At 63.9% G+C, this 23,951-nt stretch carries 24 protein-coding genes; 7 read left to right on the forward strand and 17 right to left on the reverse strand.

The window, feature by feature from the left end; all coding sequences use genetic code 11:
• Positions 1-36: 36 nt before the first annotated feature.
• The 4 genes from U1708_RS14925 to U1708_RS14940 all read left to right on the forward strand — a co-directional run bounded on the left by U1708_RS14925 (position 37) and on the right by U1708_RS14940 (position 2,551).
• Positions 37-540, forward strand: coding sequence for a BrnA antitoxin family protein (locus U1708_RS14925; RefSeq protein ID WP_332746607.1), 504 nt, complete (start codon positions 37-39; stop codon positions 538-540).
• A gap of 103 nt (positions 541-643) precedes the next feature.
• Entirely contained in the window at positions 644-1,015 is a 372-nt protein-coding gene (locus U1708_RS14930; RefSeq protein ID WP_332746608.1) for a hypothetical protein, read from the forward strand.
• Positions 1,012-1,491, forward strand: a complete 480-nt coding sequence (locus U1708_RS14935) for an ImmA/IrrE family metallo-endopeptidase (protein ID WP_332746609.1) — start codon at positions 1,012-1,014, stop codon at positions 1,489-1,491. The genes U1708_RS14930 and U1708_RS14935 overlap by 4 nt, the downstream gene beginning before the upstream one ends.
• 1 nt (position 1,492) lies before the next feature.
• Entirely contained in the window at positions 1,493-2,551 is a 1,059-nt protein-coding gene (locus U1708_RS14940) for a beta family protein (protein WP_332746610.1), read from the forward strand.
• A 12-nt stretch (positions 2,552-2,563) separates the two neighbouring features.
• On the opposite strand, the gene uvrA is transcribed toward U1708_RS14940, so the two are convergent.
• Positions 2,564-5,458: an excinuclease ABC subunit UvrA gene (uvrA, locus tag U1708_RS14945; RefSeq protein WP_332746611.1), complete on the reverse strand. Its 2,895-nt coding sequence runs from the start codon at positions 5,456-5,458 to the stop codon at positions 2,564-2,566.
• A gap of 167 nt (positions 5,459-5,625) precedes the next feature.
• Between uvrA and U1708_RS14950 the strand changes: the two genes are divergently transcribed.
• Positions 5,626-6,150: a hypothetical protein gene (locus U1708_RS14950; protein ID WP_332746612.1), complete on the forward strand. Its 525-nt coding sequence runs from the start codon at positions 5,626-5,628 to the stop codon at positions 6,148-6,150.
• 1,653 nt (positions 6,151-7,803) lie between these two features.
• Here the strand turns inward: U1708_RS14950 and lpdA are convergent.
• The 12 genes from lpdA to U1708_RS15010 all read right to left on the reverse strand — a co-directional run bounded on the left by lpdA (position 7,804) and on the right by U1708_RS15010 (position 20,189).
• Positions 7,804-9,210, reverse strand: a complete 1,407-nt coding sequence (gene lpdA / locus U1708_RS14955) for a dihydrolipoyl dehydrogenase (protein WP_332746613.1) — start codon at positions 9,208-9,210, stop codon at positions 7,804-7,806.
• Positions 9,203-9,565 carry a DUF5615 family PIN-like protein gene (locus U1708_RS14960; protein WP_332746660.1) on the reverse strand — a complete coding sequence of 121 codons (363 nt, stop codon included), beginning with the start codon at positions 9,563-9,565 and terminating at the stop codon, positions 9,203-9,205. The genes lpdA and U1708_RS14960 overlap by 8 nt, the downstream gene beginning before the upstream one ends.
• A 5-nt stretch (positions 9,566-9,570) precedes the next feature.
• Positions 9,571-9,813 carry a DUF433 domain-containing protein gene (locus U1708_RS14965; protein ID WP_147079310.1) on the reverse strand — a complete coding sequence of 81 codons (243 nt, stop codon included), beginning with the start codon at positions 9,811-9,813 and terminating at the stop codon, positions 9,571-9,573.
• Between the two features lie 7 nt (positions 9,814-9,820).
• Positions 9,821-11,071: a 2-oxoglutarate dehydrogenase complex dihydrolipoyllysine-residue succinyltransferase gene (odhB, locus tag U1708_RS14970; protein ID WP_332746614.1), complete on the reverse strand. Its 1,251-nt coding sequence runs from the start codon at positions 11,069-11,071 to the stop codon at positions 9,821-9,823.
• Positions 11,072-11,123: 52 nt separating this feature from the next.
• On the reverse strand, positions 11,124-14,093 hold the full coding sequence (locus tag U1708_RS14975; RefSeq protein ID WP_332746615.1) for a 2-oxoglutarate dehydrogenase E1 component: 2,970 nt from the start codon (positions 14,091-14,093) through the stop codon (positions 11,124-11,126).
• Positions 14,094-14,247: 154 nt separating this feature from the next.
• On the reverse strand, positions 14,248-15,132 hold the full coding sequence (gene sucD, locus U1708_RS14980) for a succinate--CoA ligase subunit alpha (RefSeq protein ID WP_132896083.1): 885 nt from the start codon (positions 15,130-15,132) through the stop codon (positions 14,248-14,250).
• Positions 15,133-15,188: 56 nt separating this feature from the next.
• Positions 15,189-15,485 carry a GIY-YIG nuclease family protein gene (locus U1708_RS14985; protein ID WP_307083331.1) on the reverse strand — a complete coding sequence of 99 codons (297 nt, stop codon included), beginning with the start codon at positions 15,483-15,485 and terminating at the stop codon, positions 15,189-15,191.
• Between the two features lie 72 nt (positions 15,486-15,557).
• Positions 15,558-16,520: a malate dehydrogenase gene (gene mdh / locus U1708_RS14990; protein ID WP_254687682.1), complete on the reverse strand. Its 963-nt coding sequence runs from the start codon at positions 16,518-16,520 to the stop codon at positions 15,558-15,560.
• A 263-nt stretch (positions 16,521-16,783) separates the two neighbouring features.
• Positions 16,784-17,875: a cell division protein ZapE gene (gene zapE / locus U1708_RS14995; RefSeq protein WP_332746616.1), complete on the reverse strand. Its 1,092-nt coding sequence runs from the start codon at positions 17,873-17,875 to the stop codon at positions 16,784-16,786.
• Positions 17,876-17,997: 122 nt separating this feature from the next.
• The gene (locus tag U1708_RS15000) at positions 17,998-18,474 is read right to left on the reverse strand and encodes a PaaI family thioesterase (RefSeq protein ID WP_332746617.1); all 477 of its coding nucleotides are present in this window, start codon (positions 18,472-18,474) and stop codon (positions 17,998-18,000) included.
• Between the two features lie 205 nt (positions 18,475-18,679).
• Positions 18,680-19,474 (reverse strand): succinate dehydrogenase iron-sulfur subunit, encoded by a 795-nt coding sequence (locus U1708_RS15005; RefSeq protein ID WP_307083324.1) that lies wholly within the window; start codon positions 19,472-19,474, stop codon positions 18,680-18,682.
• 133 nt (positions 19,475-19,607) lie between these two features.
• On the reverse strand, positions 19,608-20,189 hold the full coding sequence (locus U1708_RS15010) for a ClpP family protease (RefSeq protein ID WP_332746618.1): 582 nt from the start codon (positions 20,187-20,189) through the stop codon (positions 19,608-19,610).
• 150 nt (positions 20,190-20,339) lie between these two features.
• Here U1708_RS15010 and U1708_RS15015 point away from each other — a divergent pair, with 150 nt between their 5' ends.
• Both U1708_RS15015 and U1708_RS15020 read left to right on the forward strand, forming a co-directional pair.
• Entirely contained in the window at positions 20,340-20,570 is a 231-nt protein-coding gene (locus tag U1708_RS15015; protein ID WP_332746620.1) for an AbrB/MazE/SpoVT family DNA-binding domain-containing protein, read from the forward strand.
• Positions 20,571-20,577: 7 nt separating this feature from the next.
• Positions 20,578-20,895: a type II toxin-antitoxin system PemK/MazF family toxin gene (locus U1708_RS15020; RefSeq protein ID WP_332746621.1), complete on the forward strand. Its 318-nt coding sequence runs from the start codon at positions 20,578-20,580 to the stop codon at positions 20,893-20,895.
• 162 nt (positions 20,896-21,057) lie between these two features.
• Here U1708_RS15020 and U1708_RS15025 read toward each other — a convergent pair whose 3' ends face one another.
• The 4 genes from U1708_RS15025 to sdhC are packed head-to-tail and all read right to left on the reverse strand — an operon-like array spanning position 21,058 to position 23,928.
• Entirely contained in the window at positions 21,058-21,330 is a 273-nt protein-coding gene (locus U1708_RS15025; RefSeq protein WP_332746622.1) for a hypothetical protein, read from the reverse strand.
• Positions 21,330-23,132: a succinate dehydrogenase flavoprotein subunit gene (gene sdhA / locus U1708_RS15030; protein WP_332746623.1), complete on the reverse strand. Its 1,803-nt coding sequence runs from the start codon at positions 23,130-23,132 to the stop codon at positions 21,330-21,332. Before sdhA ends, U1708_RS15025 begins: the two co-directional genes overlap by 1 nt.
• Positions 23,132-23,518, reverse strand: coding sequence for a succinate dehydrogenase, hydrophobic membrane anchor protein (gene sdhD / locus U1708_RS15035; RefSeq protein ID WP_332746624.1), 387 nt, complete (start codon positions 23,516-23,518; stop codon positions 23,132-23,134). The genes sdhA and sdhD overlap by 1 nt, the downstream gene beginning before the upstream one ends.
• On the reverse strand, positions 23,518-23,928 hold the full coding sequence (sdhC, locus tag U1708_RS15040) for a succinate dehydrogenase, cytochrome b556 subunit (RefSeq protein ID WP_332746625.1): 411 nt from the start codon (positions 23,926-23,928) through the stop codon (positions 23,518-23,520). The genes sdhD and sdhC overlap by 1 nt, the downstream gene beginning before the upstream one ends.
• Positions 23,929-23,951: the final 23 nt, after the last annotated feature.

Raw genomic sequence — 23,951 nt, forward strand, 5'->3', positions numbered from 1 at the left:
TTGACGACGGCACCCGTGCGCTGCACGTTCATACCCATGACGGTCGCAGGCTTTCCCCGCGTAACGATCGCTCCCGACGTGTGCGGCGGAACACCCGTCGTAACCGGTACACGTATGCGTATCGTCGACGTTCTCGGGATGCTTCTCGGCGGCGCGAGCGCGGAAGAAATCGTCGAGGATTTTCCGTACCTGACCGACCCCGACATCAGCGAAGCACTCGCCTACGCCACCGCGACCAACCATCCGGTCTTGACCGGCACCCCTTGGCTTGATCCCTCGGACGATGCGCCGGAGTGGACCGACGAGATGTTCGAACATGCCGAGTTCGCGATCGGCGGGAAAGTGATCCGTCCGGCAACGGGCTATCTGGGGCCAAACGGCGTCGTGAAGGGCCACCCTCCCCTGCGCGACCGGGCCAAGCAGCAGGTGACGTTGCGGCTTGACCGCGATGTGCTGGCGAAGTTTCGCGAGGGCGGGCCGGGGTGGCAAGGGAGGATCAATGCGGCGTTGCGGGTGGCGGTGGGGTTTGCAAAACAGTAGCGACGTTTATTGTTGGCTTAAACGATGCTAATCAGGCTGTATTGACTATGTTCTCATTCTGTTCCACAGATCTTTTATGAACGTAGCTCGGCGCATCCTAACGATGATCGTCCTCATGCTTACCGGCGCAGCATTATTATATGTCTTGCAGGCTGGCTCCGGCTTGACTCCAAGTCCAAATGATAAAATATCTTCGGCAGATTTTATAAGCATAATTCTTACTGCACTCGGCGTAATATTGGCAGCGCTGGCGTTATTTCTAGGCGGCTTGGCCATAATAGGGTGGAGCGCGTTTGAGTCACGGGTCAAACAAAGCTCTGATGAATTTCTGGAACGTCGGTTCAGCACGACCGACATCAGATATGTCGAATTAGTTCAGGAGATAAAAGAGGACGTTCGCAGAGAAATTCAAGTAGCCAGAGGACGAAAGCCTCAAATCGAAAATGATAGCACATTCGACGAAGACGCAGTATGATCATTCCAGAAAAATACAAAGCCACTCTAGACGAGTATCTTCAAGAAACCCCAGTTAGACTCGGCGCCTTAGCAGATGCTCTTGGCCTTGAGGTTTTCAAATCCACACTTCGCCCTGAAGAATCTGGCTTGATTGAGCCTTCCGATACAGCTGCGAGTGGCTACCGGATTAAGATAAACCGTCACGAGATGGTAGAAAGGCAGCGCTTCACGCTAGCGCATGAGATTGCCCATTTTCTGCTCCATCGTCAGGATATTGGAGGCGGCCTTTTTGACGACGTCCTCTACAGATCAAGCCTTAGCGATCGCAAGGAAGTAGAAGCCAATAAGCTTGCTTCTCTCATAATTATGCCAGATGCCTCTGTTCGAAAAGCGAGACCAAAAGTGGCCCACCTGCCAGTCGACGAACAGATTGCCGAGTTGAGCAAACTGTTTCGAGTTTCGCAGCAGGCAATGCGAATTAAGTTAGGGGTATAGTATGCTTGAAGGGCGAACGTATGCACCCCTGCTTCATGCACGCTTGGCAGAAATGCGCGCCCTACGCGAACTTCCTACAAATACGAAGAACGCTATCTTCCCTGTCATTAAGATCCGCCCATGGCTTAACGCAAGAACTTTGGCAAAAGTGTTCGATGTCATACAGGAAGCGGTCGGCGACCGAGCATATGGCCTCGATCTAGATGATTCCCGAAATATTGCGAACGCCCAAAGGCAGGCATACCAAGAGTTTTCTCGACTTTTCGATTCCTCGGATGGCTACTCTCAGTATTACGAATGCGTTGCAAGATCAAACAATATAGTTCCCGTATTACGCCTTTCTCCGCTGGACCTTCAACTAGAGCGCCAGATAGATCACATAGAGAACTTAGATCGCGGCGTTGTCATTCGTGTTACCACTCAAGAGCCGGGGCAATTTTTAGAGATTGCAAGTTACTGCCTATATCGCAACATTCGAAACGTTTTATTCGTCTTCGATTGCGGATGGCGGACCGATGTTCTAACACAATCGGCAACGTGCGCCGGCTTACTAGAATCGCTGATGGACGTATCTGAACATTTTGAGGTCGTTGTTGCGGGAAGTAGCTTCCCACAGTCATTCTCGGGGCTCGGTGAGCGGTTTGACATCCCCGTTGCGGAAAGACTTCTATTTCAAGAGGTTCGAAGAAGCGTAAACCGTGGATCTCTGACATACGGCGACTGGGGAAGCACTCGTCCCCCCACTGCCCCAGTTCCTATGAGAAACATACCCAGGATCGATATCGCGCGCGGATTAAACTGGACCTCTTGGCGGAGTGTTGACGGCGAAACATACGCAGATGTTGCAGAGCGAGTTATTGAAGACGCCGAATGGGATGGGAATATTGGAGTCTGGGGAGAATATATGATTCAAAGTACTGCAGAGGGCCTCGATCCCGCAGTCCGCTCACCAGCGATGGCAGCTGCAGTTCGCGTTAACCTTCACATGCATATTCAAGCCAATTACGACAACCCACAGGGGCTCGCGGTGCAAGACGAGCCTGTGGGAGATGACCTCTAAGGCTCAACCTGCTCACTCCGCAACCACCCGCTTCTCCAACAACGGCGCCAGATACTTCCCCGTAAAGCTACCCTTGGCCTTCGCCACCTTCTCCGGCGTCCCCTCCGCGACGATCTCGCCGCCCTTGACGCCGCCTTCCGGACCCAGGTCGAGGACCCAGTCGGCGGTCTTGATGACGTCGAGATTGTGTTCGATTACCACCACCGTATTGCCTTGCTCGACCAGCGCGTGGAGGACTTCCAACAACTTGCGCACATCCTCGAAGTGGAGCCCGGTGGTGGGTTCGTCGAGGATGTAGAGCGTGTTGCCGGTGGCGCGGCGCGAGAGTTCCTTGGCGAGCTTGACGCGTTGCGCTTCGCCGCCCGAGAGCGTCGTCGCCTGCTGGCCGACCTTGACGTAGCCGAGGCCGACCTCGACCAGCATCGCCATCTTGTCGCGGATCGGGGGGACCGCCTTGAAGAACTCGGCGGCGTCCTCGACCGTCATGTCGAGCACGTCGGCGATCGAATGGCCCTTGAACTTCACCTCGAGCGTCTCGCGATTGTAGCGCGCGCCGTGGCAGACGTCGCAGGTGACGTAGACGTCGGGGAGGAAGTGCATCTCGATCTTGAGCACGCCGTCGCCCTGGCACGCCTCGCAGCGGCCGCCCTTGACGTTGAAGCTGAAGCGGCCGGGCTTGTAGCCGCGCGCCTGCGATTCCGGCAGGCCGGCGAACCAGTCGCGGATCTGCGTGAAGCTGCCGGTGTAGGTGGCAGGGTTGCTGCGCGGGGTGCGGCCGATCGGCGACTGGTCGATGTCGATGACCTTGTCGAGATACTGGAGGCCGGTGATCTTGTCGTGCTTGCCCTGGACGATGCGCGCGCCGTTCAACTCGCGCGCGGCGGCGGCGTAGAGCGTGTCGATCGTGAAGCTCGACTTGCCCGAGCCGGAGACGCCGGTGATGCAGGTGAAGGTACCGAGCGGCAGGCTGGCGGTGACGCCGCGCAGGTTGTTGGCGACGGCGTTGTGGACGGTGAGCTTCTTGCCGTTGCCCTTCCGGCGCGTGGTCGGGACCGGGACTTCGCGCGTGCCGTTGAGATAGTCGGCGGTGATGCTGCCCTTCGACTTGAGGATCTGCTTGAGAGTGCCTTGGGCGACGACCTGGCCGCCGCGGACGCCGGCGCCGGGGCCCATGTCGATGATGTAGTCGGCGGTGCGGATCGCGTCCTCGTCATGCTCGACGACGAGCACGGTGTTGCCGAGATCGCGCAGACGGCGGAGCGTCTTGAGGAGCATGTCGTTGTCGCGCTGGTGCAGGCCGATCGAGGGCTCGTCGAGGACGTAGAGCACGCCGGACAGGCCGCTGCCGATCTGCGACGCGAGGCGGATGCGCTGGCTTTCGCCGCCGCTTAGCGTGCCGGAGGTGCGGTCGAGGTTTAGGTAGTCCAGGCCGACATTGTTGAGGAAGCCCAGCCGCTCGACGATCTCCTTGAGGATGCGTTCGGCGATCGCGTTCTGCTGGTCGCCGAGATGCTGCGGCATGTCGGTGAAGAACTGGAGCGCGTCGACCACCGAGAGATGCGTGGCGTAGGAGATGTCCTTCATCGCGATCTTGACCGCGAGCGCTTCGGGTTTCAGGCGCGCGCCGCCGCAGACTTCGCAGGGGGCGGCGGACTGGTACTTGCTGAGTTCCTCGCGCATCCAGGCGGAGTCGGTCTGGAGCATGCGGCGGTTGAGGTTGCCGATGACGCCCTCGAACGGCTTCGAGACGTCGTATTTCTTCTTGCCGTCGATGAAGGTGAGCGTGACGGGCTTGCCCTTCGAGCCGTGCAGGATGGTGCTCTGGACCTCCGGCGGGAGGTCGGACCAGGGGGTCTCGATGTCGAACTTGAATTCGCGCGCGAGGCTGCCGAGGACCTGCATGTAATAGGGCGACGGCGGGTTTGATTTCGCCCAGGGGACGACCGCGCCCTTCTTGATGCTGAGCATGTGGTTGGGGACGACGAGGTCTTCGTCGAACAGCAGCTTCTCGCCGAGGCCGTCGCAGGCCGGGCATGCGCCTTGCGGGGCGTTGAACGAGAACAGGCGCGGCTCGATCTCGGAGATGGTGAAGCCGCTGACCGGGCAGGCGAATTTCTCTGAGAAGACGATGCGACCATCGGGGGCGTTGTTGCCGAGGATTTCCGACTTGGGGGTGTGCGGCTCGACCGGATCGGCGGGGTCGACATAGGCTAGGCCGTCGGCGAGTTTCAGCGCGGTTTCGAAGCTCTCAGCCAGACGCGTGGCTATTTCGCCACCGACGACCAAGCGGTCGACGACGACTTCGATGTCGTGCTTGTACTTCTTGTCGAGCGCGGGGGCTTCGTCGATGTCGTAAATCTCGCCGTCGATGCGGACGCGCGCGAAGCCGGCCTTCTGCCACTCGGCGAGCTCCTTGCGGTACTCTCCCTTGCGGCCGCGGACGACGGGGGCGAGCAGGTACAGGCGCGTGCCTTCGGGGAGCGCCATGACGCGGTCGACCATCTGCGACACGGTCTGCGCGGCAATGGGCTCGCCGGTGGCGGGGGAGTACGGGATGCCGACGCGCGCCCAGAGCAGGCGCATATAGTCGTAGATCTCCGTGACGGTGGCGACGGTCGAGCGCGGGTTGCGGCTGGTCGTCTTCTGCTCGATTGAGATCGCGGGCGAGAGGCCTTCGATGTGGTCGACGTCGGGCTTCTGCATCAGTTCGAGGAACTGGCGGGCATAGGCGGAGAGCGATTCGACGTAGCGGCGCTGGCCCTCGGCGTAGATCGTGTCGAACGCGAGTGAGGACTTGCCTGACCCGGAGAGCCCGGTGATCACCGTGAGCGTGTCGCGGGGGATGTCGATGTCGACGTCCTTGAGGTTGTGCTCGCGCGCGCCGCGTACGGAAATCTTGGTCAGCATGAGGCGGTGTGTTCCATATTTGTTCGGGTGCGGCAAGCCTTGTGCGGCGCCGTCAGGTCGGTTGCAGAGATGGGTAACGCGGGTGCCGAACGAAAGGGGGCATTGTGGCGCGGGCCGGCGATACTTACATGGTGTATTGGATAGACAATACAGTTCTGGAGCGTGACATGGGCAAAAAGAAGGACGAGCGGAAGCGCCGCGAGCGCGAGGCTGAGCGGGCCGCCAGCGGTGGGTGTGGGCATGAGCATGGCGGCAAGCATGACGGCCGGAAGCATGATGGCGCCAAGCATGGCCGGAAGCATGATGGCGCGACGCCTTTTGCGGGGATCGCTGCGGCGGTCACCCGGCAGTTGGGGACGCCGGCCGGGCGGCAGGTGGTCGCGGCTGGATTGATGATGGCTGCGGCTGCGATCACGAAGCAGGATGCGAAGACCGCCGGGCGTGCTGGGCACCCTGCCCCGCCTGAACCGCCGGTGACGCCGGAGACGTCGGCAGCCCCTGAGGCTGGCGCGAAGCCTTCGTCGGACGAGCCTGCGGCCAATCCCTATGCCGGGGCTGCGCCGAAGCCGCCGCGTGGGGAGGCGCCACCGTTGCCGCCTGAAATGGCCAAGGTGATCGGCACGGTTACGGCGGGACTGGAGACGCTGTTCGCCGGGTTCGGCAAGCCGCGGAATGGTCCGCCTAAGGTTTGATTTTTGGTGTGCCCGGGGGGGGCAGTTTCGCTGGAGCGATGATGTAGTGCAACGCGCCGTTCGTCGCACGACCTAGACTGATATCCTCCCGGCGATACACGTCATGGGGGCACCACTCCGGCGGAGGCCGGGGCCCAATTGGGAAACGGCGATGACGTAGGGCGGCGCGCCGTTACTGCGGCCTTTCCAATTGGGCCCCGGCCTTCGCCGGGGTGGTGCTTTTGGTAGGATGGGTCTGTGGCCAATCCCTGTGCGGGGGCCGCCTCGGAACCGGCGCGTTGTGACGCACCACCCTTGCCGCCTGAAGCGGAATGGTGCGCCTGAGGTTTGACGATGGTGTGCTGGGCGGCGGCGGCCGTTTCGTTGGCGCGATGGCTGTAGGGAACGCGTTGGTCGTCGCACGCTCTGGGCTGGTTTCCTCCTGGCAATACATTTCAGATTGGCACCACCCCGGCGGAGGCCGGGGCCCAATTGGGGAACGGCGATGATGTAGGGCTACGCGCCGTTACTGCAGCCTTTCCAATTGGGCCCCGGCCTTCGCCGGGGTGGTGCTTTTGGTTCTGGTTGGATGGGTGGCCTTGAGAGAGGCTGCTAGCGAGGACCTGATCGGTGGTCTCTCTTGGCCTCCCCCTCCTAGGATCGCTTGGGCTTGGCATCCGGCAGCCGTACTCGGGGCTGGTCGGTCCGCTCGGGCGTGAGGGGGTTAAGCAGAGCGGAGTGCACGAGGCACGGGGCACCAGGCACTAGGTCGCCCTACACCTTTGACTGCGCGCCCTCATATCGTCCTTCCCCCGTCATCCCGACGGACGCCGGGACCCATGGTTGCGGACCGGGTAACGGTGGCGCGGTATCGCCGGGTCCGTCGTAACCGTGGGTCCCGGCGTTCGCCGGGGTGGCGGGTGGGGATCATGATCCTCTTGCGGTTCGCGTTACACCTTAAACCACGCGCCCTCATGATCACCCTTCCCCCCGTCATCCCGGCGGACGCCGGGACCCATGGTTGCGGACCGGGTAATGGTGGCGCGTGATCGCCGGGTCCGCCGTAACCGTGGGTCCCGGCGTTCGCCGGGATGACGGATGGGGGCGCCGGGTGGGGTTTTGGAATGGTGCGAGGCTTGAAGCTGACTGTGGTTACATCTGCTTCCTACCTTCGCCCCGCCGCACCGCTCACCGCTCACCCTTCACCCTTCACCCTTCACCCTTCACCCTTCACCCTTCACCCTTCACCCTTCACCCTTCACCCTTCACCCTTCACCCTTCACCCTTCACCCTTCACCCTTCACCCCTCGCTCCGCACCCGCGCCGTTCGCCGTTCGCCGTTCGCCGTTCGCCGTTCGCCGTTCGCCGTTCGCCGTGCAAACGCAGAGAGGGCGCCGGTGGATTACCACCGACGCCCTCCAGAAATTCAGCTTAGCCGTGGCTTGGCCGGACAGGGGCAAAGCCCCCGTCGTCGGACGCGGCTTTCGGCCGCGCCGGCCGGTCCGACCGCTGATTGCTCGGCCGTAGCTGCGCTACGGCCTTTGCGCGGTCGTACCGTGGCTTGGCCGGACAGGGGCAAAGCCCCTGTCGTCGGACGCGGCTTTTGGCCGCGCCGGCCGGTCCGACCGCTGGGTGCTCGGCCGTAGCTTGCGCTACGGCCTTTGCGCGGTCGTACTAGATATGAATCGGCTTGCCCTGTACCGCCATAGCCGCTTCCTTGATCGCCTCGGCATGCGTTGGATGCGCGTGGCACGTGTAGGCGATGTCTTCGCTGGTCGCGCCGAATTCCATTGCGATGGCGGCTTCGGCGATCAGCGTGCCGGCGAGGCTCGAGACGATCCAGACGCCGAGGACGCGGTCGGTCTTGGCGTCGGCGATGATCTTCACGAAGCCGTCGGTGTCGCGGTTGGTCTTGGCGCGGCTGTTGGCGGCGAACGGGAACTTGCCGACCTTGATGCCGCCCGATTCTGCGGTCTTTTCCTTGGCAGCCTCTTCGGTGAGGCCGACGCCGGCGATCTCGGGCATCGTGTAGACGACGCTCGGGATGATGTCCTCGTTGACGATGCCGGTCTGGCCGGCGATGTTTTCCGCCACCGCGACGCCCTCGTCCTCGGCCTTGTGCGCGAGCATCAGGCCGGGGATGCAGTCGCCGATCGCCCAGACGCCGTCGACCTTCGTGCGGAACGAGTGGTCGGTTTCGATCTGGCCGCGCTTGTTGAGTTCGAGGCCGATGGCTTCGAGGTTGAGGCCGTCGACGTTGGCCTTACGGCCGATCGAGACGAGCACCGCGTCGGCTGTCAGCGTCTCGGACGCGCCACCGGCGGCGGGCTCGACGGTGACGGTCGCGACGCCGTCGGCGACGGTTACGCCGGTGACCTTGGTCGAGAGCTTCAGCTCCATACCCTGCTTCTTGAAGAGCTTGGCAGTCTCGCGGCGGACTTCGCCGTCAAAGCCGGGGAGGATCTGGTCGACGAACTCGACGACCGTGACCTTGGCGCCGAGACGACGCCAGACGCTGCCGAGCTCGAGGCCGATCACGCCGCCGCCGATGACGACCATGTGCTCGGGGACCTTCGGGATCTCTAGAGCGCCGGTGCTGTCGACGACGGTCTTCTGGTCGACCTCGACGCCGGGGAGCGGCATGACGCTGGAGCCGGTGGCGATGACGATGTTCTTCGCGGTGACCTTCTGGCCGTTCACGTCGACGGTGTGCGCGTCCTGGAACGCGGCCTTGCCCTTGAGCCAGGTTACCTTGTTCTTCTTGAACAGGAATTCGACGCCGCCGGTCAGTTCCTTGACGGCCTTGGCCTTCTCGGCGTGCATCTGGTCGAGGTTCAGGGTGACGCCCTGGAAATCGATGCCGAACTTGGTGAGGTGGCCGCCCTTGGCCTCCTCGTAGATCTCGGACGCGTGGAGCAACGCCTTGGACGGAATGCAGCCGACGTTGAGGCAGGTGCCGCCGAGCGTCTCGCGGGACTCGGCACAGGCGGTGCGCAGGCCGAGCTGCGCGGCGCGGATCGCCGCGACGTAACCGCCGGGGCCCGCACCGATCACGAGGACGTCATAGTCGTAGTCAGCCATTGTCTTTGCTCTTCGCTGGGAGGGGAACAGCGCGGTCACGCTTCGTCCCGATGACAGTCATATGGCCATTGCACGCCTCGAATTCGAGGAGCGGCAACAACCGCGGAAGGATGTGTTCGACGTGGTCCGGCTCGAACCGGACATAGATGATGCCGGGCGGTGCGGGCGCTCGCTTCAGAAAGACGAGTTCGCCAAAATCGCGGTCGCACGTAATGAGAAAGCGATCGTCGGCGACCGCATACGCGAGAATGATTTCGTCTTTCTCGTCGGGCAAAACAACGGATGCACGTACGACATCGTGTCCGGCCGTACTCAGAACGCGAGCGATGCGGCTACCGATGTTCGCATCGCACATCAGCTTCAAGCCGCGCGTGCCCGACCGATCGCGACATAGCTTTCGTCGTGCATGAGATCTGCGGCAAACAGGGCGGCGGCGCGGAGGTGCTCGGAAAGCACCCCCGGATATTCTTCCGCGATCTGGTCATAGGACCAACCCGCGCCGACCAGCTTCAGGACGCGTTCCACGGTATAGCGCGTACCCCGAAAAACAGGCTTGCCGCCCATGATGCCGGGGTCCGAGTGAATGTGGTCGCGCCAGTCCATTGCTACCTCACAGGTCGATAAGAATCCGCGTCGGATCCTCGATAGCATTTTTAAGCGCCACCAGGAACGTCACGGCTTCGCGGCCGTCGATCAGGCGGTGATCGTAGCTGAGTGCCAAGTACATCATCGGGCGGATGACGATCTGGCCGTTGACGACGACCGGGCGCTCCTCGATGCGGTGTAGGCCCAGCACGGCGGACTGCGGCGGGTTGATGATCGGGGTCGACATCAGCGAGCCGAACACGCCGCCGTTCGAGATCGTGAAGGTACCGCCCTTCATCTCGTCCATCTTGAGCGCGCCTTCCTTGGCGCGCTTGCCGAAGTCGCCGATCGTCTTCTCGATCGTCGCGACCGACATCTGGTCGGCATCGCGGATCACGGGGACGACGAGGCCGCCCGGCGACGAGACCGCGACCGAGATGTCGGCATAGTCGTGGTAGACGATGTCGTCGCCGTCGATCGACGCGTTGACCGAGGGAATATCGCGCAGCGCCATGGTGGCGGCCTTCACGAAGAAGCCCATGAAGCCGAGGCGGACGCCGTGCTTCTTCTCGAACAGGTCCTTGTACTTGGCGCGCGCCTCGATCACCGCGGTCATGTCGACGTCGTTGAACGTCGTCAGCATCGCGGCGGTGTTCTGCGCTTCCTTGAGGCGCTTGGCGATCGTCTGGCGGAGGCGCGTCATGCGCACGCGTTCTTCGCCGCGACCCGATGCGGCGGGCGCTGCGGCCGGTGCGGGGGCTGCGGCGGGGGCCGGTGCAGGCTTGCTCGACGCGGCGGCGGTCACGTCTTCCTTGGTGATGCGACCGTCGCGGCCGGTGCCCTTTACGGTGCCGGGGTCGACGCCGTGCTCGAGCACCGCGCGGCGGACCGACGGGGAGAGCGCGGCGGGCGAGTCGCTGGTGCCGGCGCCGGGCTGGTCGCCGTAACCCGCGCCGGACTCGTCCTTGGCGGCGGGAGCAGCGGCTGGCGTTGCGGTCGCGGCGGGTGCGGGCGCAGGGGCCGACGCGGCGGCGCCATCACCGGCGTCGATCGTGGCGAGCATCGCGCCGACCTGCACGGTGTCGCCGACGGCGACCGCGTGCTGGCCCATAACGCCGGCGACCGGCGACGGGACCTCGACCGAGACCTTGTCGGTCTCGAGGCTGGCGATGGGCTCGTCGACGGCGACGGGGTCGCCGGGCTGCTTCAGCCACTCGCCGAGGGTGGCTTCGGTGATCGATTCACCCAGGACGGGGACGGTGACTTCGGTTGCCATGTTTGCTTCTACCTCTTCAATCCCCGCACGGGCGGAGATGCAGGAATTGGAGTTATGCGCCAGCCTTGCCGGCAGAGCGTTCGTCTTCGGTCTTGCGCGCGCGGCGGATTTCGTCGCGGACGTTGTGGCCGAGCGCGTCGGCGACGAGCGCGCCCTGCTCGGCCTGGTGACGCTTCATCAGGCCGGTCGCGGGCGACGCCGAGGCGTTGCGGCCGGCGTAGCGCGCGCGCTTCACGGGCGAGTTCACCGTTGCCAGCGCCTCCTCGATCAGCGGCTCGACGAAGAACCAATAGCCGTTGTTCTTCGGCTCTTCCTGCGCCCAGACGATCTCTTCGAGGTTCGGCATCCGCGCGACGCGCTCGGCGATCGGCTCGCCCGGGAAAGGATAGAGCTGCTCGACGCGGACGATCTGCGTGTCCGTGTCGCCGTGGGCATCGCGCGCCTCGATCAGGTCGTAGGCGACCTTGCCGGTGCAGAGCACGAGCCGCTTCGTATCGACGTCCGCCGCACCGTTGGTGTCGGACAGGAGACGGCGGAAGTGGCTGTCGCCCTGGAAATCCTCGGCGTTCGAGACCGCGAGCTTGTGACGGAGCAACGACTTCGGCGTCATCACGATCAGGGGCTTGCGGAAGTTGCGATGCATCTGCCGGCGAAGCAGGTGGAAATAGTTCGCCGGGCTGGTGCAGTTCGCGACCTGGATATTGTCGTCGGCGCACGACTGAAGGAAGCGCTCGGGACGCGCCGAGCTGTGCTCTGGCCCCTGCCCTTCATAGCCGTGCGGGAGCAGCATCACGAGGCCGTTGGCGCGGAGCCACTTCGACTCGCCGGACGTGATGAACTGATCGATCATGATCTGCGCGCCGTTGACGAAATCGCCGAACTGCGCCTCCCAGAGGACCAAGGTCTTCGGGTCGGCGAGCGCGTAGCCATACTCGAACCCGAGCACGCCGTACTCGCTGAGCGGGCTGTCGAGTACCTCGAAGCGACCGTGTTCGATCTCCTGCAACGGCACGTACTTGTGCTCGTCGGTCTGGTCGACCCAGACCGCATGGCGCTGCGAGAAGGTGCCGCGGCCCGAGTCCTGGCCGGACAGACGGACGCCATAGCCTTCCGAGAGCAGGCCGCCGAACGCGAGCGCTTCGCCGGTCGCCCAGTCGAAGCCCTTGCCCGACTTGAACATCTCGCGCTTGGCGTCGATCACGCGGTTGAGCGTCTTGTGGATCTTCACGCTATCCGGGATCGTGGTCAGCGTGCGGCCGAGCGAGTCGAACAGCTTCTGGCTGAGGCCGGTCTCGACGTTGCGACGCGCGGAACCGCCGTCGGTCGGCGCGCTGAGGCCGGTCCAGCGACCGCCGAACCAGTCGGCCTTGTTGGGCTTGTACGACGCGCCCGCTTCGAACTCGCCTTCGAGACGGAGCGTGAACTGCTTCACGTTCTCGTCGATCCAGGGCTGGTCGATCACGCCTTCCTTGATCAGGCGATCGCCGTACACCGACGAGACGCCGGGGTGCTTGCGGATGATGTCGTACATCAGCGGCTGCGTGAAGGACGGCTCGTCGCCCTCGTTGTGGCCGAAGCGGCGATAGCACCACATGTCGATGACGATGTCGCGGTGGAATTTCTGGCGGAATTCCATCGCCATCTTGGTGGCGAAGGTGACCGCCTCGGGATCGTCGCCGTTGACGTGGAAGACCGGCGCCTGGACGCCCTTGGCGACGTCCGACGGGTAGGGCGACGAGCGCGCGAACTGCGGCGAGGTCGTGAAGCCGACCTGGTTGTTGATGATGAAGTGGACGCAGCCGCCGGTGTTGTAGCCGCGGATACCCGAGAAGCCGAGGCACTCCCAGACGATCCCCTGCCCCGCGAACGCCGCGTCGCCGTGGATCAGCACGGGCAAGCTGGCGACGTGGTCCTTGAGGTCGTTGTTGAGCGTCTGAATCGCGCGCGTCTTGCCGAGCACGACCGGATCGGCGGCTTCGAGATGCGACGGGTTGGCGACCAGGCTCATGTGAACCTTGTGGCCGTCGAACTCGCGATCGGTGCTGGTGCCGAGGTGATACTTCACGTCGCCCGAGCCGCCGATGTCGTCGGGGTTGGCCGAACCGCCGGCGAATTCATGGAAGATCACGCGCAACGGCTTGGCCATCACGTTGGCGAGCACGTTGAGGCGACCGCGATGCGCCATGCCGATGACGAGCTCGCGCACGCCCATCTGGCCGCCGTACTTGATGACGCTTTCCAGCGCGGGGATCATCGATTCACCGCCGTCGAGCCCGAAGCGCTTCGTGCCGACGTATTTCTTGCCGAGGAACTTCTCCCACTGCTCGGCTTCGATGACCTTGGTGAGGATCGCCTTCTTGCCGTCGGTGGAGAATTCGATCGCCTTGTCCTGGCCCTCCATGCGCTCCTGGAGGAAGCGGCGCTCCTCGACGTCGGAGATGTGCATGTATTCGAGGCCGACATTGCCGCAGTAATTCTTGCGCAAGGTGTCGACGAGCTCGCGGATCGAGACCCATTCGAAACCCATCGTGCCGCCGAGATAGACCTTCCGGTCGATGTCGGCATCGGAGAAGCCGTGATATTCGGTCTTCAGATCCTCGGGCATCTCGCGCTTCGACAGGCCGAGCGGATCGAGGTTGGCGGCGAGATGACCACGGACGCGGTAGGTGCGGACGAGCAACTGTGCGCGGATCGCGTCGGCGGCGGCCTTGGCGATGTCTTCCTTCGAGACGGGAGCGGGTGCCGCTGCGGCGGGGGCTGGCTTGCCGCCCTTCGAAGGCTTGGGCGCGGGCTCCATCTGGGTCGGATCGAGCGCTGCGGTCAGGTCGTCCGTAGTGGTGAGCGGCCAGCGGGCGCTCTCCCAGCTCGGGCCCTGTGCGGAGCCTTCGAGACCCTCGAAGAACGCGCGCCAACCGGATTCGACCGAGGCCGGGTCCGCGTTGAACTTGGCGTAGAGCGTCTCCACGAACGCCGGGCTGACGCCGGCTGCGATATCGCTGAAATCCTGGCCTTCGTAGCCCATCGTTCTCGTCCTCAGTGTCCTTCTCCCCTTGTGGGAGAGGGAGGGGCCCAAGCTGCAAGCCTGGGAGGGTGAGGGGGACACCGTTGCGGCCCCCACTCCCCCTCATCCGACACCCTGACGGGTGCCACCTTCTCCCCAAGGGGAGAAGGATTTGTTAGCCCTTCAACACGCTCAGCAGCGTCTCGCCGAGCAGGCTGGGGCTTTCCGAAACGCGGATCCCGGCAGCTTCCATCGCCGCGATCTTGCTCTCTGCGTCGCCCTTGCCGCCCGACACGATCGCGCCGGCATGACCCATGCGGCGGCCCGGAGGTGCCGTACGGCCGGCGATGAAACCTGCCATCGGCTTCGACCGACCGCGCTTGGCTTCGTCGCGTAGGAACTGTGCCGCCTGCTCTTCTGCGTCGCCGCCGATTTCGCCGATCATGATGATCGACTGAGTCTCGTCGTCGGCGAGGAACAGCTCAAGCACGTCGATGAAGTTCGTGCCGTTGACCGGATCGCCACCGATGCCGACCGCGGTCGTCTGACCGAGGCCTGCGTTCGACGTCTGGAACACCGCCTCATAGGTGAGCGTGCCTGAACGGCTGACAACGCCGACCGAGCCCTTCTTGAAGATCGAGCCTGGCATAATGCCGATCTTGCACTCGCCGGGGGTCAGCACGCCGGGGCAGTTCGGGCCGATGAGGCGCGACTTGGAGCCCGACAGCGCGCGCTTGACCTTGACCATGTCGAGCACGGGAATGCCCTCGGTGATCGCGACGATCAGCTCGATCTCGGCGTCGATCGCCTCAAGGATCGAATCGGCGGCGAAGGGGGGCGGCACGTAGATGACCGACGCGGTCGCGCCGGTCATCGCCTTGGCTTCGGCGACGGTGTTGTAGACGGGGAGGTCGAGGTGGGTCGTGCCGCCCTTGCCGGGTGTGACGCCGCCAACCATCTGCGTGCCGTATTCCAGCGCCATCTTGGTGTGGAAGCTGCCGGTTTCGCCGGTCATGCCCTGAGTGATGACCTTGGTGTTCTTGTCGACGAGGATGCTCATCTAATTTTCTCTCTCTTGTTCCCCGGCGGAGGCCGGGGCCCAGTTGGGAAGGCGGATCAGTTTGGCGTCAGCGTATCGAACAGATCATCCCAGTTCGGGTTCATCCCTTCGATCTCCTTCACCTTCCAGTCCCGTTTCCATTCCTTCATCCGCAGCTCGCGCTGCCGGGCGGCGTCCAGATCGTCATAAACTTCGTACCAGACGAGCAGATGACAACCGTATTTCTTCGTGAACCCTGCGACAACACCGTTGCGATGCTCCCAAACACGCTTGGGAAGATTGCTCGTGACGCCGAGGTAGATCGTACCGTTCCGCATGCTGGCCATGATGTAGACGCAGAAGGCGGTATCCATCTCGGGAGTTCTCCCAACTGGACCCCGGCCTTCGCCGGGGAACAGCAGATCGGTTTAGCTCACGTCTTCAAATCAATTCAGCGAACCATCGATACCCTTGCAGGCGACGATCAGTTCCTTGACCGCGTCGACCGAGACCTGGAGGTTGCCCTTGGCTTCGTCGTCGAGCTTGATCTCGACGATCTTCTCGACGCCGCCGGCCCCGATCACCACCGGCACGCCGACGTACAGATCGGTCAGGCCATACTCGCCCGACACATACGCCGCCGCCGGCAGCACGCGCTTCTGGTCGTACAGATACGCCTCGGCCATCGCGATGCCGCTGGTCGCCGGCGCGTAATACGCCGAACCGGTCTTCAGCAGGGCGACGATCTCGCCGCCGCCGCCGCGCGTGCGCTTGACGATCGCGTCGATCTTTTCCTGGCTCGACATGCCCATCGCGATGAGATCCGGCACCGGGATGCCCGACACGGTCGAGTAGCTGATGACCGGGACCATCGTGTCGCCGTGGCCGCCGAGCACGAAGCTGGTGACGTCCTTGACCGAGACCTTGAACTCGTCGGCGAGGAAGTGGCTGAAGCGCGACGAGTCGAGCACGCCGGCCATGCCGACGACCATGTGGTGCGGAAGGCCGGAGAACTCACGCAACGCCCAAACCATAGCGTCGAGCGGGTTGGTGATGCAGATGACGAATGCGTCGGGGGCGTTGGCCTTGATGCCCTCGCCGACGGCCTTCATGACCTTGAGGTTGATGCCGAGCAGGTCGTCGCGGCTCATGCCGGGCTTCCGCGCGACACCGGCCGTCACGATGATGACGTCCGCGCCGGCGATGTCGGCGTAATCGTTCGAGCCGGTGATCGTCGAGTCGAAGCCTTCGACGGGGCCGCACTGCGACAGGTCGAGCGCCTTGCCCTGGGGGATGCCCTCGGCCACGTCGAACAGGACGATATCGCCAAGGCCCTTGAGTGCTGCGAGGTGCGCGAGCGTACCGCCGATGTTACCGGCGCCGATCAGCGCGATCTTCTTGCGAGCCATTCCAATCCGTCTCCGTCTGATGTGCGGGGTGATTGGTGACGCCGGTTACGCGCATTATGGCGCTACGGCAACCGTTAAAGCGGAAAAGTGATGGCGTTATTGCGAGTTGTTCGCATGTGCAATAAGCTTTGCCGACTTAAACCGAATCACTTCGGCGGAGGCCGGGGCCCAATTGGGGAACGTTGCTAACGGGGCACCGCGCGCTGTTACTGCGACCTTTCCAATTGGGCCCCGGCCTTCGCCGGGGTGGTATTTGGGGTGCGTCAGAGGTGGCCTTCCGCCAAATATTCCTCGGAGCGCATCTCTTCCAAACGGCTGATCGTGCGGTCGAACTCGAACCTCCCGTCGCCCTTCTCGTAAAGGTCCCCCGGCTGCGCATCCGCCGCGGCGAGCAGCTTCACCTTGTGCTCGTACAGCGCGTCGATCAGCGCCACGAAGCGCGCGGCCTCGTTGCGGTTCTCGGGGCCGAGCTTGGGGATGCCGACCAGGATGACGGTGTGGAACTTCCGCGCGATGGCGAGGTAGTCGGCCACGCCCCTCGCCTCTCCGCACAGCTTCTTGAAGCTGAACACCGCGACGCCCTTAAGCGACTTCGGCACACGGAGCGTGCGACCCTGAACGATGAGATCTTCGGCGGGGACGTGCTCGCTGTCGTCGGTCGAGAAGTCGGTGAGGCGGAAGAACGCGGCGGAGAGTTGCGCGGTCGCCTCGGGGCCGTTGGGGACGAGCCAGGTGTCTTGGCTGCCGAGGCGATCGCGGCGGTAATCGACCGGGCCGTTGAGCGGCAGCACGTCGAGGCGTTGCTCGATGGTCGCGATGAAGGGCAGGAAATGCTCGCGATTGAGGCCGTTCTTGTAGAGGTCGGCGGGCGGGCGGTTGGACGTAGTGACGATCGTCACGCCGGAATCGAGCAGCGACGTCACCAAGCGTGACAGGATCATCGCGTCGGGGCTGTTGGTGACCATCATCTCGTCGAATGCGAGCAGGCGGGTCTCGTCTGCGATCGCGGTGGCGACGGGGACGATCGGGTCGCCGACTTCCTTGCGGCGCTCGGCGGCAATGCGCGCGTGGACCTCGAGCATGAACTCGCCAAAATGCACGCGGCGTTTTTTGTCGACTGGGGCGTTGGCGAAGAAGAGGTCCATCAGCATGGATTTGCCGCGACCGACACCGCCCCAGAGATAGACGCCTCGGGGGTCTGGTTTCTTCGAGAAGCGGGCGAAGAAGCCGGTGGACTTGGGGGCGGCGAGTTCGTTGGCGAGCGTGTTGAGGCGGGCGGCGGCGGCGGCTTGTTCGGGGTCTGGGCGGAGTTCGCCTGAGGCTACGAGCGCTTCGTAGGCTTTGAGGACGGTCACTGCCCCACCTCTTTACCACCCCGGCGGAGGCCGGGGCCCAATTGGAAAGGTTTCGATAACGGAGCGGGGCGCTTCAACAATGATCGTGTCCCAATTGGGCCCCGGCCTTCGCCGGGGTGGTGTCAGGTGGCGGTGTCAGCCTTTGGAGGCTTGCCGGACGGCTTGCGGATCGTGGCCGAGAAGGCGGCGATCTTGGTTTCGTCGTCGCCTTGCACCACGAGGCCCCGCAGGAACAAGAGGCGGCCGGTTTCCTTGAGCACCTCGACCTGCGCCTCGATCGGCGCGCCGATCTTTCCGCCGCCGATGAACTGCGTGTTGAGATCGAGCGTTACCGCGGTGCCGGCGGTGATCAGGCCGAAGCCTCTTGCGGCGGCGAACAGCGCGACGTCGATGAACGCGAGGAGCGCGCCGCCGTGGACGTTGTTCTGGAGGTTGGAGTGGCGATGCTCGGGGGTGATGCGGACGCGGACGATGTGGCCGTCGACGCGGTAGAGCATGGGGCCGAGCAGCGTGTTGAAGCGGGTTGGGTCGGAGAGCGACCAGCTGCGCCAACCTGGGTTGGCTGGGTCTTCGGCTTCGACGAAATGGGGTTGGGTCAAAGATGTTTCCTTGAAACCCTTTCCCCGTTCGTCCTGAGCGAAGTCAAAGGATCTTGGGAATGTCCTCCCCCGCCCCGAGCGCGCGCTTCGACTTCGCTCAGCATGAACGGGAGGGGGGAGCGGGACGGGAGAGCGGGACCGGAGGGGAAATAGGATTGGGGCGGGGAACAGGGAGTGAAACACGCCCCCTCCCCGATCAATCGGATCAAACGACCCTTTCGGCTTCCATCTTCTTGATCTCGGCGATCGCCTTGGCGGGGTTGAGGCCCTTGGGGCAGGCGTTCGCGCAGTTCATGATGGTGTGGCAGCGGTACAGGCGGAACGGATCCTCGAGTTCGTCGAGGCGCTCGCCGGTCATCTCGTCGCGACTGTCGGCGAGCCAGCGATAGGCCTGCAACAGGATCGCCGGGCCGAGGAACTTGTCCGCGTTCCACCAATAGCTCGGGCACGAGGTCGAGCAGCACGCGCACAGGATGCACTCGTACAGGCCGTCGAGCTTCGAGCGGTCTTCCGGCGACTGGAGGCGCTCCTTGCCCGAGGGCGGCGGGGTGACGGTCTGCAGCCACGGCTTGATCGACGAATATTGCGCGTAGAAATGCGTGAAGTCGGGGACCAGATCCTTGATCACGTCCATGTGCGGCAGCGGCGTGATCTGGACCTCGCCCTTGCAATCCTCGATCGCCGTCGTGCAGGCGAGGCCGTTCTTGCCGTTGATGTTCATCGAGCACGAGCCGCAGATGCCCTCGCGGCACGAGCGGCGGAAGGTGAGCGAGGAGTCATGCTCGCTCTTCATCTTGATCAGCGCGTCGAGCACCATCGGGCCGGTGTCGTCTAGGTCGAGCGCAAACGTATCGTAGCGCGGGTTTTCGCCCGAATCCGGATCGTAGCGATAGACCTTGAACGATTTCAGACGCTTGCTGTCCCCCGAACCCTGGCTCGTAGAGGCGTGCTTGACGCCCTTCTTGACGACGCTGTTTTTCGGGAGCGAGAATTCGGCCATTGCGAGCGGTCCGTCCGTGGTGTGATTATAGGTTATGGGAGCCGATACATGACACGGGGCCCGCTCGCAAACGCTTAGCTTCGCGGGTGCAACATGGGTCACCCGCCGCGCCGCGCCGCCATTCGTGGTTCGCTCAGATGATATCGAGGATGAGACCGAGGTCGCGGGCCTCTTCGGCCTCGATGTACCAGTTGGAGGGGGCCTTCTTCTTCAAGTCCTCGAGCGATACCTTCGAGCCTTCGACGATCGCGCGGAAGCCTTCCTCCTGGATGTTGATCGAATCCTCGATCTCGTGGAGCTTGGCCTTGAGCGCGTAGGACAGCGTGTTGAGCGGGCCGTTGAGCTCGATTGTGCTCTGCATCTGGCGCTCGTGGATCATGATGCGGCTGCCGCGCGTCAGGAAGCGGCTGTCGACCGGGAAGGCGGACATGAAGGTCGCGCCGGCGGAATAGACCGCGACCTTGCCGAGGAAGAGCGTCTCGCGATCGGTGTATTCGCGGAGCAGGCGGATGTTGTCGCCCATCGCGCGCGCGACTTCGGGATCGCCGCCAAGCGTGGTGATCGAGACGACCAGCGGGCCTTCGGTTGGGGCGGCGACCAGTTGCGACTTGAACGTGTCGTACATCGCGTCGTCGACGGGGCCGTGGAGGTGGACGTGGGGGGCGGCCAGCAGCGGGTAGTTGCGGGCGTTCGAGGCGGGGGATGTGTCGGTCATGCCGCGGCTAACTTTTGCGGGGGGAGTGGGTTCCGGTTGGGTTGCGGCATATCAGCATATTCGGGATATCGTTATAACTTTGTAAGCACGCGCTGCTGATGGTATCGGTGCGGGCGAAGGGAATTTACGATGCGGACGTCATTGCGGAAGATGGGTAATTCAACCGGGATGATCGTGCCGCGGTCGATCCTGGGGGCGATCGGCGTCACTACCGGCGCGGCGATGGATCTGCGCGTCGAGGACGGCAAGCTGATCGCGACACCGGCCGAGCGGGTCGCGCGGGACGGTTGGGCCGAGGCTGCGGCCGAGCTTGCTGCGACCGGCGAAGAGCAGGAATGGCTCGGCGTCGGCGTTGCCGACGACGCGACACTGACGTGGTGAGCGGCGCGTGAAGCGGGGTGAGATCTGGCTGGCGGCGCTCGATCCTACCGTCGGGAGCGAGATCCAGAAGACGCGGCCGTGCCTTGTCGTTTCGCCCAACGAGATGAACGATCATCTGCGGACGGCGATCGTCGCGCCGTTGACGACGGGGAGCCACCCGGCGCCGTTTCGGGTGGCGGTGACGTTCAAGGGGACGAGCGGGTTGGTGCTGCCGGATCAGATGCGGACGATCGATCGCGGGCGGCTGATCAAGCGGTTGGGGCGGATCGACGCGCAGACGCTCCGCGCGGTGCTGGGTGTGCTTGGGGAGATGTTCGCGGTTTAGGCGCTGCGGTCGGGGATCGCGGAACCCTCTTCGCCCCTCCCTGGAAGGGAGGGGTTGGGGGTGGGTCGGGTTCCTCTTGACGCTGTCGGGGTGACTCGAGCTGGCCGACCCACCCCCGGCCCCTCCCTTTCAGGGAGGGGGGTCCCGTGGGGTTGGGTGGCTTTACGCTTCCCGGTTTGTGCGCTTGTGCTGGAGGATCCAGCCTACGAGGCCGCCGGGGACTCCGCCTACGAGCGAGAATAGCGCGTAGAAGGTTATTGCTATCTTTTGGGGTTCTTCGCCGAGGGCGCGGACTTCTATTCCGTAGACGTAGATCGCGGTCAGCAGTGCGACGACCGCTGGCCATAGGAAGCCGGCGATCATCGGTTGGAAGCGCGTCAGGAGCCCCACCGCGACGGGCACCAGGAACCCGATCGCGATGATGGCCCAGATCATTAGTATACCCGCTTCTTGGGCTTGATGTAGTCGATGTCGTCGGTGAGCGTGTAGTCGTGGACCGGGCGGAAATCGATCTTGGTCTCGCCGCCCTTGCCGCCCCAGCCGTCGAAGGTGGTGATGGTGTGCTTCATCCAGTTCGCGTCGTCGCGCTCGGGGAAATCCTCGTGCATGTGCGCGCCGCGCGACTCGGTGCGGTTGGCGGCCGAGTTCATCGTGACGACCGCCTGGCCGATCAGATTGTCGAGCTCCATCGTCTCGACCAGATCGGTGTTCCAGATCATGCTGCGATCCTTCACGGCGACGTCCGTCATCCGGTTGTAGATCCCGGCCATCTTTTCGACGCCCTGGTTCAGCAGTTCGGTGTCGCGGAACACGGCGCAATGCTTCTGCATGGTCTGCTGCATGTCGAGACGAATCTGCGCGGTCGGCGACCCGCCGCTCGCGTTGCGGAAATGGTCGAGACGCGTGAGCGCCAGATCTTCCGAACCCTTGGGCAGCGGCGCGTGCGCGGTGCCGGGCTTCAGGGTGTCGCGAATGCGCAGGCCGGTCGCGCGGCCGAACACCACGAGATCGATCAGGCTGTTCGAGCCCAGGCGGTTGGCGCCGTGGACCGACACGCAGGCCGCTTCGCCGACCGCGAACAGGCCGGGGACGACCGCGTCGGGGTTGCCGTCGACGAGGTTGACGACCTCGCCGTGGAAGTTGGTCGGAATGCCGCCCATGTTGTAATGCACCGTCGGCGTGACCGGCAGCGGCTGGCGCGTGAGGTCGACGCCGGCGAAGACCTTGCCCGTCTCGGTGATGCCCGGAAGGCGCTCGGCGAGCACCTTGGGATCGATGTGATCGAGGTGCAGGAAGATATGGTCGCCGTTCTTGCCGACGCCGCGGCCTTCGCGCATTTCGAGCGCCATCGAGCGGCTGACGACGTCGCGCGAGGCGAGGTCCTTCGCCGACGGGGCATAGCGCTCCATGAAGCGCTCGCCCTCGGAGTTCGTCAGGTAACCGCCCTCACCGCGTGCGCCCTCGGTGATGAGCACGCCGGCGCCGTAGATGCCGGTCGGGTGGAACTGGACGAACTCCATGTCCTGGAGCGGCAGGCCGGCGCGGAGCACCATCGCGTTGCCGTCACCGGTGCAGGTGTGCGCCGAGGTCGCCGAGAAATATACGCGGCCGTAACCGCCGGTAGCGAGCACGGTCTGGTGGCTGCGGAAGCGGTGGATCGAGCCGTCTTCCATGCACAGCGCGATGACGCCGCGGCAGACACCGTTTTCCATGATCAGGTCGAGCGCGAAATACTCGACGAAGAAGTCCGTGTTGTACTTGAGGCTCTGCTGATACAGCGCGTGGAGCATCGCGTGGCCGGTGCGGTCGGCGGCGGCGGCGGTGCGCTGGACCGGAGGCCCCTCGCCCATGTTCTGCATGTGGCCGCCGAACGGACGCTGATAGATCGTGCCGTTCTCGTTACGGCTGAACGGCATGCCGGCATGTTCCAGCTCGTAGACCGCCTGCGGGGCTTCGCGACAGAGATACTCGATCGCGTCCTGGTCGCCGAGCCAGTCGGACCCCTTGACGGTGTCGAACATGTGCCAGGTCCAGTGATCCGGCGAGTTGTTGCCGAGCGACGCGGCGATGCCACCCTGCGCGGCGACGGTGTGCGAGCGGGTCGGGAAGACCTTGGTGATGCACGCGGTCTTCAGTCCGCTTTCGGCGATGCCCATCGTGGCGCGCAGGCCGGAGCCGCCGGCACCGACGACGACCGCATCATAGGTATGATCGATGATCTTGTAGGCTGCAGACATTACGCAGGGGCTCCGGAGAAGGCGACCTTCAGGATCGCGAACAGGGCGATGCCGCCCAGCGTGAAGGTGAACAGGTTCAGCACGATCATTGCGACGACGCGGCTCTCACCATGCTGGTAATCCTCGATCACGACCTGGAGACCGAGACGGAAATGATAGAACACAGACGCGATCAGCAGTGCCATCGGCACGGCGGCCCAGGCGGATTGCAGCCACATATGGACCGCGGCGTAGTCGTAGCCGGGCATCCGCGCGACCGAGATCATCAGCCAGAGCATCAGGAACAGGTTCGAACCCGCGGTCAGCCGCTGCCGCCACCAATGAAGCGTGCCGTGTTTCGCGCTGCCGAGGCCGCGGACGCGACCGATTGCCGTACCCGAACCCATTACTTGATCCCCATGTAGAGCCAGAACACGATCGTCAGCGCCACCGATGCGACCATCGTCGCGAGCGCGCCCATCTTGTTCCGCTTCAGTTCGTAGCCGGCGCCGATATCGAGCACCATGTGGCGGATGCCGGTCATCATGTGCTGGAACAGCGACAGCGTCAGGCCAACGGCGACGATGTAGCCGAGGATGTTGAGGCCACCGGTGTCGGTGGTGAACACGTCGACGAAGGTCGCATAGGCCTGATCGCCCGCGGCGATCGCGGCGAGCCACCAGACGAGCAGCAGGCTGCCGACGGTCGCCATCCCGCTGCCGGTCGCGCGGTGCAGGATCGAGACCAGCATGTGCGGGCCCCATTTATAGACCTGCAGATGGGGAGAGAGCGGGCGTGCCGGGTTGCGCGATGCCAAGGGCGGAGTCCTCGAACCAGAAG

The organism is Sphingomonas arabinosi, from assembly GCF_036663715.1.
GTDB lineage: Bacteria > Pseudomonadota > Alphaproteobacteria > Sphingomonadales > Sphingomonadaceae > Sphingomonas.